This is a genomic window from Faecalibacterium sp. AF27-11BH (assembly GCF_003603005.1).
In the GTDB taxonomy this organism is placed as follows: Bacteria; Bacillota; Clostridia; order Oscillospirales; family Ruminococcaceae; genus Faecalibacterium; species Faecalibacterium taiwanense.
In genome coordinates this window covers 152,575-166,850 of record NZ_QVGS01000001.1, presented here as the reverse complement: position 1 = coordinate 166,850, position 14,276 = coordinate 152,575, and the positions used below count along the sequence as shown (strand labels likewise).

The following is a 14,276-nucleotide window of genomic DNA, read 5'->3' as shown; positions in this document are numbered from 1 at the left end:
TCGCAAGAAAGCCGGCACGACGGCCCCCTTGCGGAAATGATAAGGCCCGCCGGAGCAGGCGGTCCGCACTAGAATACGGGCGGCAGCTGCAAGAACTGCTGCTTTTGGAGGTTCCCTGAATTTTATGAAAACAAAAGGCAAAGCATGGCATCTGATCGCCACAGTGCTGTTGATCGTGGTATTTGTGTATACTGCGTTCTTCGGTATGTATGCCAAGTACGGCGATACGACCACGACCTACATCAAAGGTGCAAAGGATATCCGCTTCGGTGTGGATATCAAGGGCGGTGTCAACGTCACCTTTGTGCCGTCGGATGGCTACGATGCTACCGAAGAACAGCTGGAAGCAGCCCAGCTCGTCATTGAAAACCGTCTCGTGGCGCTGAACGTGACCGACTATGAGCTGTATGTGGACAACAATTCCGACAGCCTGATTCTGGAATTCCCGTGGCAGTCCGGTGAGACGGATTTTGACCCGGAAGCTGCGATCGATGAGATCGGCACCACCGCCTATCTGACCTTCCGCGAGGGAAGCAGTGCGGACGGTGAGCTGATCCTGGACGGCTCCATGATCGAGAGCGCCGCAGCTCAGTATGGCCCCGTCAGCAATGGCGGTGCTTCGGAATATTTCGTCTCCTTGAAGTTCACCGATGACGGTGCCAAGGCATTTGGCGATGCTACCACAAAGCTGGCTGCATCGGGCGGCACCATCAGCATCTGGCTGGACGATGAAAACGTGAGCACGGCTACGGTCAATACTGCTATTACCGATGGCTCTGCCATCATTACAAGCTCGGCTTCCAATCCTTTCACGCAGGAGCAGGTCGTCAAGATGGCCCGCCAGATCAACTCCGGCGCACTACCCTTTGCACTGACGGTGGACAGCTATTCCACCGTCAGCCCCAGTCTGGGCGAGAACAGCCTGAGCGCCATGGTTCTGGCCGGCCTGATCGCCTTTGCACTGATCGTGGTGTTCATGACGATGCTGTACCGTCTGCCGGGCTTCCTTGCATGTATTGCACTGGCTGGTCAGGTGGCAGCAACGCTGGCGTTCGTTTCCGGTTACTTCCCGGTGTTTGAAAGCTTTACCATGACCCTGCCCGGCATCGCAGGCATCATCCTTGCCATCGGCATGGGCGTGGATGCCAATGTTATCACGGCAGAACGCATCAAGGAAGAGCTGAAAAACGGCAAGTCGCTGGATGGCGCACTCAAGAGCGGTTTTGCCCGCGGCCTGACCCCCATCGTTGACGGCAACGTGACCATCGTCATCGTGGCCATCGTGCTGATGGGTGCCTTTGGCCCCTCGGACGGCATGTTTGCAAAGGCACTCCACTTTGTGTTCTTTGCCTTTGGCCCCTCCACCGCAGGCACTATTTATGCCTTCGGTTACACGCTGCTCACCGGCGTGCTGCTGAACTTTGTGTTTGGCGTGTTTGCTACCCGTGTGATGATCCGCGGTGCGGCATCCATCAAGGCTCTGCGCAACCCTTGGCTCTACGGTGCAGAAAAGCCCGGCAAGGAAAAAGCCGAGAAGAAGCCCATCGACTTTGTGGGCCTGCGCAAGCGCTTCCTGACGATCTCCTCCTGCCTGATGGCAGCCATCGTGCTGTGCGCTGTGGTTTTGGGTGTCCATCTGGATACCGAGTTCACCGGCGGTGCCATGATCACCCTGAGCTACGAGGGCAGCTTTACCATGTCGGATGTGCAGAAGGTTGCATCCTTTGCATTGGAGAATAACGGCCTGACCCTGCAGACCGGCGAGAATGTTGCTACCGGTGGCCAGACCCTGAAAATCTCGATGCCCGGTACCGAAACAGTGACTACCGAGCAGGTGGCCAAGCTGCTGGACAGCCTGAACGAAAGCTGCCCGGACAACAATTTTGAACAGCTGTCGCTGAGCAACGTCAGCGCTGCCATGGGCACCAAGTTCCTGCAGAAGAGTCTGGTTGCCGTGGTGTTTGCACTGGTGCTGATCCTGCTGTACATCGCCCTGCGCTTCAAGAACATCGGCGGCCTGACCGGCGGCATGATGGCAGTGCTGGCGCTTGTGAACGACCTGATGGTGGTATTTGGCACCTTCGTGTTGCTGCGCACCGCGCTGGACGGCAACTTCATTGCCGCCATGCTTACCATCCTTGGCTACTCCATCAACGATACCGTTGTGGTCTACGACCGTATCCGCGAGAACCGCACCCTGATGGGCAAAAAGGCATCCTTTGAAGAGCTGGTGAACCACTCGGTGAACCAGTCCGCCCGCCGCACCCTGATCACCACCATTACCACGGTGATGGCGCTGGGCGTTATGTGCATCGTGGCAAAGCTGTATGGTCTGGACAGCATCTTTACCTTTGCGTTCCCACTGATGATGGGCATGATCAGCGGCGTGTACACTTCGCTGTGCGTTTCCACCTCTGCGTGGGTGCTGTGGAGTGAGCGCAAGCCCAAGACCAAAGCCTAAAAACACAGCCCGGTCAGACCGGACAGGAGGAACAGAACATGAAGTGTCCCTATTGCGGAGCCGAGGAATCCAAAGTGATCGATTCCCGCCCCACCGAAGACAGTGAGCGCATCCGCCGCCGCCGCGAATGCCTGAGCTGCCATATGCGCTTTACGACCTATGAGGTCGTGGAGACTGTTCCGCTTGTGGTCATCAAAAAGGACAGCTCCCGTGAGCCGTTCGACCGGCAGAAGCTGCTCAACGCCATGGTGCGTGCCTGCGCCAAGCGGCCGGTCAGCTACGAATCGCTGGAGCGTGCGGTAAGCAGCATTGAGCAGACGCTGCTCAGCTCCTACGACCGTGAGATCCCCAGCGTGCGCATCGGTGAGCTGACCATGCAGGAACTGAAAAAGATCGACGAAGTGGCATATGTTCGCTTTGCATCGGTCTACCGTCAGTTTGCAGACGTGGAAAGTTTTTTCAATGAGCTGAAAAAGCTGATGGGCGACCGCAAGGAACCACAGAAATAATTCGCATCAGAACACCGGCTTTCGCCCAATGGGGCAGGGCCGGTGTTTTTGTTTATACCAGCCGGTGCGAGAGCCATTCCAGTGTTTCCACCTGTACCTGTGCGCGGCGCAGCTCACCAAAGGCTTCCTCTGGGGCACCCATTTCCAGGTGTCCGTCCGCCGCCCGCAGCGCAGCTTCCAGCTCGGTAAAATCTGCTGTGCGCAGCAGGTGGTTCATTTTGGTGCGCATTTGGTCGCACCGGTCGGCACCATCAGCAAGCGCCTGCCGGGCGGCAGGGTAGTCGGCATTGCGGATGGCTTCGGCGGCGGTGTCAAGGTCTGCCGAGATCACATCCGCAAAGCTCTGCACCTTCCAGCTGCTGTAAAAGGCCACGCTCAACAGTACGGCCACAATGGCGATACATGCATAGATCCGCTTCATCCGCTCACCTCAATGGGAGCCGCCGGCACGGCGGTTCTCTTTTTTTAGCAAAAAATAATCCTCGGTCTCGTTGCCAATCAGCAGCAAAATTTCTTCCGGCAGCAGGGTGTTAGCCTGCGCCGTGCGTTCCAGCCACGCGCGGTTCTTGCCGCACCAGCGCAGGTTGTCTTCCAGCACCTGTCCGTCCAGCACAAAGGGAATGGTGGCGTTGGTATGGGTCACCTTCAGCTGCAGGTCAGCAAGACGGGCTGGCTCTTTTTCTGGCCGCAGTGCTGCCGAAAGGGTGCCGTTCGTCTCGATCACCGCGTAGGAGACCTCCCGTGGGTCAAAAATATTTTTACCGCGCAGCGCTTCCATCAGGTCAGCTGTGGTCAGCCGCAGCATCCGCAAGGCTTTCTGATCGATCTGCCCGTCCAAGATCACCGTTTTTGGTCTGCCGGAGAGAAAGTTGAAGAATTTCTGGCTGCGGAAGCTCAGCACGGAGCCCAGCAGTTCCAGCGCTGCAATGAGAAACAGCGGGATCAGGCTGGATGTGATGGGCACCTCTTCCGATTCAATGGAGATGGATGCCAGATTGGAAATGAGAATGGTGGACACCAGTTCTTCGGGCTGCAGTTCGCCCAGCTGGCGCTTGCCCATCAGCCGCATGGCAAACAGAACGCACAGATAAATGATGATCGTGCGGCAGATCAGAAGCTTCAAGTAACAAGACCTCCTGTCGTTTCTGGCGGAATGGATGCCGCTGCAGCCGGGCATACTGCTGTGCAAAGGAGTGGTTGGATGCGGCAGTTATCACAGAGCCTTGCGGCAAATCTTGCGGTGCTGGACAAAATGTTTGGCACCTCTGCGGATTATTATGCCAAGGAGATCACGATTTATCATTGCAGGGGAAGCATCCTGCTGTTTGACGGCATGGCAAGCCTGAATTCTTTGTGGGAGCTTTTACTGGATGCGGCCAGCCGTCAGGCACCGCCGCAGCAGGCAGGCCAGCGTTGCACCGGGCCGCAGGTCTTTGAGCTGATCCTGCACGGCTCAGCCTTTCCGGCAGAAAGTGAGCCGGTAACAGATCTGACTGATCTGATCAAACGAATGACGGCAGGCATGGCGGTCTTACTGCTGGACGGCTGCGCAAAGGGCATTGCTTTCTCGGTGCAGGGACTGAAGTTCCGCTCGGTAGACGAGCCTTCCGGGGAGGGCAATCTGCGCGGCTCCCGCGAAGGCTTTGCCGACCTGCTGCGGGTCAATCTGAGCCTGCTGCGGCGGCTCATCCGTACCGAACATCTGGTGCAGGAGGTGGCGCAGGCCGATACCGAAATGCAAACGGAATACGCCATCTGCTATTGCAAAAACAGGGCAGACTCCGCCATGGTGATCCGTGTGCGCAAAGCGCTTGCCGCTGCAAAGCCGGAGCTTTTGCTGGATTCCAGTTACTTTGTGCCGTGGCTTCTGCCGGGCAAGGCGCGGCTGTTCACGCCGGTAAGCTACACCGAGCGGCCTGCCGTGGCGGCGGCAAAGATCTGTGAGGGCAAGATCGTGGTGCTGGTCAACGGAAGTCCCTCTGCCATGGTGCTTCCGGCTCTTTTCTGCGAAAATTTTGAGTGCTTGGACGATTATGCATCCACCGCCGTGTTTTCCTCTTTTCTGCGCATCCTCAAATATGTTTCGTTCTACCTCACAGTATTTCTGCCGGGTGTGTTCGTCTGTCTGGCGGTCTACCTGCCGGAGCTGATCCCACCGCAGCTTCTGTACAAGATCGAAGCGGCGGAGAAGGCCACACCGCTGCCGCTGTTTGCGGAAATGCTGCTGGTCATACTCATTTTGGAGGTCATCCGGGAAGCAGGTCTGCGGATGCCGCAGTCGCTGGGGCATTCGGTCAGTCTGGTGTCCGCGTTGATCATCGGCGATGCTGCCATTGCCACCGGGCTTATGAGCACGCCGGTGATCTTTGTGGCAAGCATCACGGCCATCGCGGTGTTCGTCACGCCCTCTTTGTACGAGCCTGCTACGCTGCTGCGTCTGGGTGTGGTGCTGGCTGCAGGTCTTGCCGGGCCGGTGGGCCTTGCGGGGGCTTTTTTTGCAGTTCTGCTCAGTCTTTCCGGCACAGCCTGCCTGCAGGTGCCATATCTGGCGGCGCATCCGTTCCCGCAGCGGCCCATGGCAGAGGATGGCATCATCCGCCGCAACTACCGCCGCCTTTCAGCGCACGACTTTAATATCTGGCAGAAACGGGAGGGAAAATGATACAAAAACAGAAAGGCTTTTCTGCTCCCGTGCTGGCACTGAGCGTGTGGACAGCTGCGCTGGCAGAAGAAATGCAGACCGGTATCTCTCCGCGTGGGATGATCATTCATGGAGCGGTTCAGGCTCTTTTGCTCACATGCATCAGTGGGGTGTTCTCTGCTTGCTGGCAGCGGGCAGCCATGCAGTGGGTCTGGCTGTTTTCCGCAGGAGCATGGTTTCTGGCAGAGTTGTTTGGAACCGTAGTGCAGGCCCAGAACATTTGCCAGCAGGAGTTCCGCTCCATGGCGCTGATCGGCCTGCTGCCGCTTTTGCTCTGGGCAGGGTGGTGTATTCCGCCTTCCGGCTGGGATGCTCCGGCACGGGTGCTGTGGTGGTTCGTGCTGCTGGGTGGGCTGGTCTGTCTGACAGGGCTTGCCGGGCAGATGGACTGGGCGCACCTGCTGACGGCAGATGCTGTGCAACTGGCCCGCTGGCCGCGTGTTCCGCTGTATGCGGAGTATTTGTTCTGGCCGCTTCTTGCAGGTTATGAAGAGCCGCGCAGCATGTCCTGGCTGCCATGGCTCACCTTTCTGGCACAGGCGGGTCTTACTGCCGGGATGTGCCTCGTATTTGGCGCAGCGGATTACCCGGAACAGGAACTGCTGCGGGCATGGAGTGCAGATGTTTTCTCCCGCATGGATGCGCTGCTTTTGCTCATCTGGCTCACCTGCGCGATCTTCCGCATCGGCTTTCTCTGCGCGGCAGTGCGTACCGTGTGGCAGCGCGCGGTGCAGTGCGGGAAAGGAGCGGTAAAATGAAGCAGAAGAAACTGCGCTCTCTCAGTGCGGTGCTTTTGATCGGGTGGTGCCTGATTTTTCTGCGCTGCGAGACCACCGAAAAAAGCATGGTTCGTGCGCTGTATCTTGCTCAGAAGGAACAGTCCATCACCGTAGGGCTGCTGTATCAGGCTCCGGAAGCCGCCGCCGATGCATCCGAGGCTTCTGGGGCTGTGCAGCTGCAGTTGGCGCAGGCGGACACGCTGGCAAAAGCGCTGGCGGCGGCGCAAAAGCAACTGCCGCAAAAGGCGGATTACCGCCTGTGCGATTATCTGCTGATCGATCAAGATGCATCGGCAGAGCTGCTTGCAGCGTATGAGCGTACGGTGCTGGAAAACAGGCAGGGCAGGGTATCGGCAAAAGTTTCTGTGCTGGAAATGGACGATGGCTTTTTGGAGGAACTTCCAGCGGAAAAGCAGGAATTTCCGAACAAACTGCTTGAGCAGCTCAAGCAGTGCGCAGACCAGATGCCGAGGCTTTACCAGTATCAAGACGGAATGCTTCTGCCGCAGCTGCGGGCAGAGAAACAGGAAGTGGCACTTGCAGATACAAGCATCCTCTGGCGAGTGGAAAACAGCATTGAGCTGGAGGCCCGGCAGGCGGAAACAGCGCGGCTTTTGCTGGAAATGGGCGGCGTGCATACTTTCTGGCTGGAAGGTGAGCCGGTAACGGTCCGCCGATGCAGCGTGTCTGTCACCCTGCGGGAAGAAACTGCCAGTCTGCGGCTGGACTGTCAGCGCAGCTATGATACGCCGCAGCCAAGCGCCGCACAGTGCGAACAGCTGGCAGAACTGTACACGCAGACGGTGCAGTCTTTCTGGCAGCAGGGCATCGACCTTGTGCATCTGCAGCAGCGCAGTGCATTGCAGAACGGTGTGGGCAGAGAAAAGATCACAATAAAAAACGCCTGCCCGCAATTGCAGGCAGACGTGAGATTTTTACCGATGTGATTCAGTTGGCAGTGGGGAAGGTGACAGTAATGGTAGTGCCCACATCCACCTGACTTTCCAGCTTGATGCGTGCGTTGTGGATGCGCGCGATATGCTTGACGATGGCAAGGCCCAGACCGGTACCGCCGGTAGCCTTGCTGCGGCTCTTATCCACACGATAGAAGCGCTCAAACACGCTGGACTGTGCTTCTTTCGGGATGCCGATGCCGTTATCGGCCACAGTCAGGGTGCAGTGTCCGTCGCGGCTGCAGGCTGTGGTGATCTGTACCTTACCGCCGGGACGATTATAACGGATCGCATTATCGCACAGGTTCTGGCATAGCTCGTCCAGCAGGGCACGGTTGCCGTGCACAAGAGCACTTTCGCCCAGACAGTTCAGCGAGATGTAAGCCCGGCGGGCATTCAGCTTCTGGCGCTCTACGCAGTCCTTGGCAACGGTAAGCAGATCCACTGTCTCCATCTCCGGCTCAGAACCGGCTTCGCTGGCGTTGTCCAGACTGGAAAGCTGCAGGATATCGTTCACCAGCTGGATCATACGGCTGGCCTCCACATGGATCTTCTGGGCAAAGCCTGGCACATCCTCAGGCTTTGCAATGCCGGTCTCGATCAGCTCCGCATAGCCGGAAATACTGGTCAGCGGGGTCTTCAGCTCATGGCTGACATTGGCAGTAAACTCCTGCCGCATCTTTTCATTGTTCTCACGGAGGATGCGGTCAGAGTGGATGCTTTCGGCAAAGGGGACAAGCTCCTTATAGGGAACATTGTCCTGAATATGATCCAGATCTTCGGTCATGCTCAGCACAGGGGAGACCAATGCACGGGTGAGCAGAGCTGCCAGCACAGCGGCGGCCAGCATGAGTGCAACGCAGCTCAGCACGATGGCAGGCAGGGTCGAATCATAAATAGACCAGACCGTTTCTGCATCCTGTGCCATGCGCAAAATCTCACCGTTGGGCAACAGTACGGCATAGTAATAGGTCTCGTAGCCCATGGTCTGGGAGTCGCGGATGTCCCGGCCCACACCTTCGGTCATGGCCTGACGGATCTCCGGGCGGGAGAGATGGTTCTCCATGGGCTGATCGGTAGCAGATTCAAATAGCACGCTGCCGTCCTGCGAGATCAGGGTGATGCGCAGATCATTGGTAACAAAGGACGAAAGCTGCTGCGGGTCCTGCACCAGATCATAACCGGCGCTTACCAGATCGGCTTCCCGCTCAAGGCTGGTCCATGCCTGAGCCGTGAATGCCTTGTGAAAAACAAAGATGCAAAGCGCCGCCGTGAACAGCAGACCAAGGAAGCCCATCAGGAACAGGCGGTAGCTGATCTTTTCTTCCATGCTGCGCAGCTTCATTCTTCACCGGCCTCCTCTTCATCGGTCAGCTTGTAACCCACCTTGCGCACAGTGCAGATGTATTTGCCGGCATCCCCCAGCTTTTTGCGCAGGGTGCGGATATGCATATCCACAGTGCGGCTCTCCACCGAAATGTCGGTGCCCCACACCACCTGCAGAATGGTCTCGCGTGTCACCACCAGATTGGCGTTCTCCAGCAGCAGGCGCAGCAGACTGTACTCCTTGTAGGTCAGCTCCACCGGCGTTCCGCTTACAGTCACGTTGTGACGGGCATTGTCCAGCAGGATCTCGTGAAAGCTGAGTACGTTGGGACGTGCTTCCGGAGCCGAGCGGCGCAAGGCGGCGCGCACCCGGCTCAAAAATTCCATGATGCCAAAAGGCTTTGAGATGTAATCATCGGCGCCGCAGTCCAGCCCGCGCACGGTGTCCAGCTCGCTGGACTTAGCCGTGACCATAATGATGGGCAGCCTGCGCAGGGAAGGGGTGTTGCGCAGCTTTTTCAGGATGGAAAAACCGTCCTCACCGGGCAGCATCACGTCTAAGATCACCAGTTCCGGCTCTGCAGCGTGCATGGCCTGCCAGAACGACTCAGAGCTTTCAAAGCTGGTCACTTCGTATCCGCTGGACTGCAGGGCATACTGTTCCAGCTCCCGGATGGCGGCATCGTCTTCAACAATATAGATCATTTGTCAAAATCCTCCGCAGATTGATTTTCAGGGAAGAGATAGCGTTCACGGTAACGGTCAAGACGGCGATGGAATTCCTCACTTTCCTTGGTGTCATTGCCGTGACGCAGCTCGTTGAGGTATGCGTGGGTATCAAAGCTGTCCTGTGCAACCTCAATCTGTGCAACGGCTACGTTGCTGCAGTGGTCGCACACACGCTCATAGTTGGTCAGCAGGTCGTCCAGCACAAAGCCATATTCAATGGAGCAGCTGCCGGCCTGCAGGCGGGCAATGTGGTGGGCCTTGATGGCACGTACCAGCTCGTTGACCACGGCTTCCAGCGGTTCCACCTTGCTGGCAAGATGCAGATCACCCTTGCGGAAAGCATCAGTGGTGCGGTTCAGAATATCCTGCACCGCATCCTCCAGCACCTGCAGCTCGTCGCGGGCATCCTGCGAGAACTGGATTTCTTTGGTGTGCATCTCTTCGGCAGATTCCATCAGGTTTACGGAATGGTCGCTGATGCGCTCAAAATCGCTAATGGTGTGCAGCAGGGTATTTACGCTCTGGCTGTCGGCATGGTTCAGCTCACGGCTGGAAAGCTTGACGAGATAGGTGCCGAGAGCGTCCTCGTAACGGTCTACCTGCGTCTCTTCCTCGCGGACTTTCTGCGCAAGTGTGTCGTTCCAATCATGAGTCAGGCTCATGGCCTGCATCACGCCCACACGGGCAAGCTCTGCCATTTCAGCAGTTGCAGAGCGTGCACGCTCTACGGCCACGGCAGGGGTGTTCAGCAGGCGGTCATCCAGCAGCGCAAAGCTTTCCTTTTCCGGCGAATCCGGAATGGTGAGGATGGCAAGCTTTTCCAGCAGGTTTGCAAAGGGCAGCAGCACCAGCGTTGCCACGATATTGAACACCGAGTGCACCACAGCGATGCCCCATGCCTCGATGGTGGTGTTCACAAAAGCAAAGTGGCAGACCGTATTCAGGCCGTAAAAGCCGACAAGGAAGATGGTCACACCGATGATGTTGAAGTACAGATGGACCATGGCAGCACGGCGTGCATTCTTGTTGGCACCCACAGAGGAGATCAACGCGGTAACGCAGGTGCCGATGTTCTGACCCATGATAATGGGAATGGCACTGCCGTAGGTGATCACGCCGGTGGCGCTCAGCGCCTGCAGAATACCCACGCTGGCGCTGGAGCTCTGGATGATGCCGGTAACAAGGGCACCCACCAGAACGCCCAGAAGGGGGTTGGAAAAGCGGGTGAACAGGCTGGTGAACCATGCCTCGTTCTGCAGGGGCAGGACGGCGTTAGACATGGTGGTCATGCCCGTCATCAGCACGGCAAAGCCGATGAGGATGGTGCCCACGCCTTTTTTCTTCTCACTCTTACACATATACAGCAAAATGCCGATAAATGCAAGCAAAGGACTGAAAGAAGTGGGTTTGAGCAGATTGATGAGGAGGCTGTCGCCCTGCAGGCCGGAAAGGCTCAGGATCCAGCTGGTGACAGTGGTGCCCACATTGCTGCCCATGATCACACCGATGGCCTGATGCAGCTCCATGATGCCGCTGTTGACAAAGCCGACCACCATGACCGTGGTAGCGCTGGAACTCTGGATCACAGCGGTGACGCACAGGCCAAGGAAAAAGCCTTTAAGGGGGTTGTCAGTCAGCTTGCTCAGGATCTTCTGCAGCTGGCCGCCGGCCTGCTTTTCCAGTGCTTTGCCCATGATGTCCATGCCGAACAGGAACAGGGCAAGACCTCCAAGCAGGGAAAAGACATTGAAGATGGTCATAAAGATTTCCTCACTTTTGTTTGACGTGTTTTTGATGTGTTTCTCCTGATTTTGAGTATACAGATGCAATGTAAAATCCAAAATCGAGGGAATGTAAAATCCGTGTAAAGGTAAGAAAAATGTAAAAAATCAGTACATGGCTGCGCTGCTGCGTGCATTCTTGCCGGGCTGCGAAAAAGCCGCCCGCACAATATTGTTTTTTACCGATCGTTCTATTATAATAATAAGAAGGAATCCTGCACGGTACCTGACAGCAGGCAGGGTTGTGCAGCAAAAGGGAGCACAGGAGGAACAAGAATGGGCACATTCAATGTCTCGCTCAAAACGCTGACCGACCGTGTCAGTATGGAAGTTGTCTATACGCCGAAGGAACTGGATCAGATCTGTGTGGAGATCGCCGAAGTGAACCGCCCGGGTCTGTTTCTGGCGGGCTATTACGATTATTTTGATAAGCTGCGTCTGCAGATCATGGGTCTGGCCGAGATGAACTTTCTGTCCGGCCTTTCACCGGAAAAACGCTACGAGGCGCTGGATCAGCTGTTCCGTCAGCAGCCGCCGGCTGTTATCGTCTGCCGCAGCGAAGAACTGACTCCTTTCCCGGAGATGCAGGAGCTGGCCCAGAAGCATGGTGTTGCACTGCTGCGCTCCAATGAGACCACCTGCACTCTGATGGGCAGCCTGATCAGTGTGCTGAATCTGGAACTGGCACCGCGTATCACCCGCCATGGTGTGCTGGTGGAAGTGTACGGCGAAGGCATCCTGATCCTGGGCGACAGCGGCATTGGCAAAAGCGAGCTTGCCATCGAGCTGGTCAAGCGCGGCCACCGCCTTGTGGCAGATGATGCGGTGGAGCTGCGCAAGGTGTCCAACCGCCAGATCATGGGTACTGCCCCGGAGAATATCCGCCACTTCATTGAGCTGCGCGGCATTGGCATCATCAATGTGGCCCGTGTGTACGGCGTGGGCGCGGTCAAGCTGAGCGAAAGCCTTGACCTTGTGGTTCAGCTGGAAGCATGGGACCCCACTAAGAACTACCAGCGCACCGGTCTGGAAAACGAATACTACGACATTCTGGGCGTCAGCATTCCCAGCACCAGCATTCCGGTTTCACCGGGCCGCAATCTGGCTGTCGTGCTGGAAACTGCAGCCATCAACAACCGCCAGAAGAAGATGGGTTACAACGCAGCGCGTGAACTGCTGATCCGTCTGGGGCTGGACGATAAAATGGATTGATCCCACACCGCAAAAGGAGCAAGTTATCATGGAACGATTCAAGCAGAAACTGCAGGCAGCGGCAATCCCGTTCAGGGAGAACGAACCGCTTGCGGCGCACTGTACCTTTAAAATCGGAGGCCCGGCACAGCTGTTTGTCATGCCGGAAAACGAGCAGCAGCTCTGCAGTGCAGTTGCGCTTTGCAAAGAGCTGGCTGTCCGCTATTACCTGCTGGGCAACGGCAGCAACATCCTGTTTGCGGACGAAGGCTTTTCCGGCGTGGTGATCGATGTTTCGGCACTGGACGCAGAGATCGCGGTGGAAGATACAGTCCTGACCGCAGGCGCAGGTGTCCGCCTTGCGGCACTGTGTAAGGCGGCACTGAAGCATGGCTTGTCCGGGCTGGAATTTGCCTACGGTATCCCCGGCACGGTGGGCGGTGCAGTGTATATGAATGCGGGTGCCTACGGCGGCGAGATGAAGGATGTGCTCACCACAGTGCGGTATCTGGCGGCAGAAGGCGAGGTCAGAGAAGTGCCTGCCGCAGAGCTGGATCTCCGCTATCGCCACAGCATTTTTGAAGAGAACAGCGGCTGCATCCTCTCGGCACAGTTCCATCTGCAGCCCGGAAACGCAGCGGACATCCGTGCAAAAATGGATGAATTGATGGCCAAGCGTGTGGAAAAGCAGCCGCTGGATAAGCCCAGCGCCGGCAGCACCTTCAAGCGCCCGGCGGGTGCTTTTGCGGCTGCGCTGATCGACCAGTGCGGCCTGCGCGGCTATCGCCACGGCGGCGCAGCCGTCAGCGATAAGCACTGCGGCTTTGTGGTAAACCTTGGCGGCGCTACCTGTGCTGATGTGCTGGCACTTTGTGACGAGGTGCGCGCCATCGTAAAGGAAAAGACGGGCTACGACCTTGAAAAAGAGATCCGGGTCGTCCGATAACGGAAAAGCAAAAAAGGAGCGGTAGATCAGATTATGGAGCTGTTGATCGTCAGCGGACTTTCCGGTGCAGGCAAGTCGGTGGCTATGAATGCGCTGGAAGATATCGGTTTTTTCTGTATAGATAATGTTCCGGCCGGACTGCTGCCCAGCATCACTGCATTCTCGGAAGCGGGCGACAGCCAGCTGGAGCGGGTGGCTCTTTCCATGGATGTGCGCGGCTGCCGCACCAGCGAAGAAATCGAGCGTGCGCTTGACAAGCTGGATGAGCAGGGTGTGGATTATAAAATTCTATTTCTGGATGCCCCGGACGATGTACTCATGCGCCGCTACAGCGAGACCCGCCGCCGCCACCCCATCAGCATTGCCGAGGGCATTTCCACCCGGGAGGCCTTTGCAAAGGAACGCAAAATATTGAAGCCTTTGCAGGAGCGTGCAGATTACGTCATCAATACCGCCCTGCTTTCTACAGCACAAAACAAAGAACGCATCTGCGATCTTTTTGCAAAAAATGGCGGAGCCAAGGGTGCCATGCGCCTGACCGTGATGTCCTTTGGATTCAAATTCGGCATCCCGCCGGAGGCAGACCTTGTGCTGGATGTGCGCTGCCTGCCCAACCCCTTCTACGTGCCGGAACTTAAGCATAAGACCGGCCTTGATCAGGATGTGGTGGATTTTGTCATGAGCCACCCGGAAGCGCAGGAACTGCTCAAGCGGTATGAGAACTTTTTGCAGTATGCACTGCCGCTGTACGTCAAGGAGGGCAAAAGCCAGCTGACCATTGCGGTGGGATGTACCGGCGGCAAGCACCGTTCCATTACATTTGCGCGTAAGATCGCGGAGTATTGCACGCAACTCGGCTACGAGCCGGGCGTGCAGCACCGCGATGCCAAACGCTGACAG

The 14,276-nt window shown here is 57.0% G+C and carries 13 protein-coding genes; 8 read left to right on the top strand and 5 right to left on the bottom strand.

Annotated elements, in window-relative coordinates; genetic code table 11:
- Window positions 1-124 precede the first annotated feature (124 nt).
- Together secF and nrdR are read left to right on the top strand one after the other, a co-directional pair.
- Window positions 125-2,461 (top strand): protein translocase subunit SecF, encoded by a 2,337-nt coding sequence (gene secF / locus DWY76_RS00815; protein WP_120079321.1) that lies wholly within the window; start codon window positions 125-127, stop codon window positions 2,459-2,461.
- Between the two features lie 38 nt (window positions 2,462-2,499).
- Complete coding sequence (nrdR, locus tag DWY76_RS00810) at window positions 2,500-2,970, top strand: transcriptional regulator NrdR (RefSeq protein ID WP_044953681.1); 471 nt, start codon at window positions 2,500-2,502, stop codon at window positions 2,968-2,970.
- Window positions 2,971-3,022: 52 nt separating this feature from the next.
- Here the strand turns inward: nrdR and DWY76_RS00805 are convergent, their stop codons facing one another.
- Both DWY76_RS00805 and DWY76_RS00800 read right to left on the bottom strand, forming a co-directional pair.
- Window positions 3,023-3,391: a DUF4363 family protein gene (locus DWY76_RS00805; RefSeq protein WP_005941949.1), complete on the bottom strand. Its 369-nt coding sequence runs from the start codon at window positions 3,389-3,391 to the stop codon at window positions 3,023-3,025.
- Window positions 3,392-3,400: 9 nt separating this feature from the next.
- Window positions 3,401-4,093, bottom strand: a complete 693-nt coding sequence (locus DWY76_RS00800) for a DUF421 domain-containing protein (RefSeq protein WP_243111871.1) — start codon at window positions 4,091-4,093, stop codon at window positions 3,401-3,403.
- Window positions 4,094-4,171: 78 nt separating this feature from the next.
- Between DWY76_RS00800 and DWY76_RS00795 the strand changes: the two genes are divergently transcribed.
- From DWY76_RS00795 to DWY76_RS00785, 3 genes are read left to right on the top strand one after another with little or no spacing between them, the layout of a single operon-like run.
- Window positions 4,172-5,632: a spore germination protein gene (locus tag DWY76_RS00795; RefSeq protein ID WP_243111870.1), complete on the top strand. Its 1,461-nt coding sequence runs from the start codon at window positions 4,172-4,174 to the stop codon at window positions 5,630-5,632.
- Window positions 5,629-6,429, top strand: a complete 801-nt coding sequence (locus tag DWY76_RS00790; RefSeq protein WP_120079319.1) for a hypothetical protein — start codon at window positions 5,629-5,631, stop codon at window positions 6,427-6,429. The genes DWY76_RS00795 and DWY76_RS00790 overlap by 4 nt, the downstream gene beginning before the upstream one ends.
- Window positions 6,426-7,397 carry a hypothetical protein gene (locus DWY76_RS00785; RefSeq protein ID WP_120079317.1) on the top strand — a complete coding sequence of 324 codons (972 nt, stop codon included), beginning with the start codon at window positions 6,426-6,428 and terminating at the stop codon, window positions 7,395-7,397. The genes DWY76_RS00790 and DWY76_RS00785 overlap by 4 nt, the downstream gene beginning before the upstream one ends.
- Window position 7,398: 1 nt before the next feature.
- On the opposite strand, the gene DWY76_RS00780 is transcribed toward DWY76_RS00785, so the two are convergent.
- Genes DWY76_RS00780 through DWY76_RS00770 form a run of 3 tightly spaced genes read right to left on the bottom strand, consistent with a single transcriptional unit; the run spans window position 7,399 to window position 11,218 of the window.
- Window positions 7,399-8,748, bottom strand: a complete 1,350-nt coding sequence (locus tag DWY76_RS00780; protein ID WP_097775631.1) for an ATP-binding protein — start codon at window positions 8,746-8,748, stop codon at window positions 7,399-7,401.
- Window positions 8,745-9,434: a response regulator transcription factor gene (locus tag DWY76_RS00775; protein WP_120079316.1), complete on the bottom strand. Its 690-nt coding sequence runs from the start codon at window positions 9,432-9,434 to the stop codon at window positions 8,745-8,747. The genes DWY76_RS00780 and DWY76_RS00775 overlap by 4 nt, the downstream gene beginning before the upstream one ends.
- Window positions 9,431-11,218 (bottom strand): Na/Pi cotransporter family protein, encoded by a 1,788-nt coding sequence (locus DWY76_RS00770; RefSeq protein ID WP_097775629.1) that lies wholly within the window; start codon window positions 11,216-11,218, stop codon window positions 9,431-9,433. The genes DWY76_RS00775 and DWY76_RS00770 overlap by 4 nt, the downstream gene beginning before the upstream one ends.
- Window positions 11,219-11,515: 297 nt before the next feature.
- Between DWY76_RS00770 and hprK the strand changes: the two genes are divergently transcribed.
- The 3 genes from hprK to rapZ are packed head-to-tail and all read left to right on the top strand — an operon-like array spanning window position 11,516 to window position 14,273.
- Entirely contained in the window at window positions 11,516-12,451 is a 936-nt protein-coding gene (gene hprK / locus DWY76_RS00765; RefSeq protein ID WP_120079314.1) for an HPr(Ser) kinase/phosphatase, read from the top strand.
- Between the two features lie 28 nt (window positions 12,452-12,479).
- Entirely contained in the window at window positions 12,480-13,376 is an 897-nt protein-coding gene (gene murB, locus DWY76_RS00760; RefSeq protein WP_120079312.1) for a UDP-N-acetylmuramate dehydrogenase, read from the top strand.
- A 33-nt stretch (window positions 13,377-13,409) separates the two neighbouring features.
- Complete coding sequence (gene rapZ / locus DWY76_RS00755) at window positions 13,410-14,273, top strand: RNase adapter RapZ (RefSeq protein WP_005941973.1); 864 nt, start codon at window positions 13,410-13,412, stop codon at window positions 14,271-14,273.
- Window positions 14,274-14,276 lie beyond the last annotated feature (3 nt).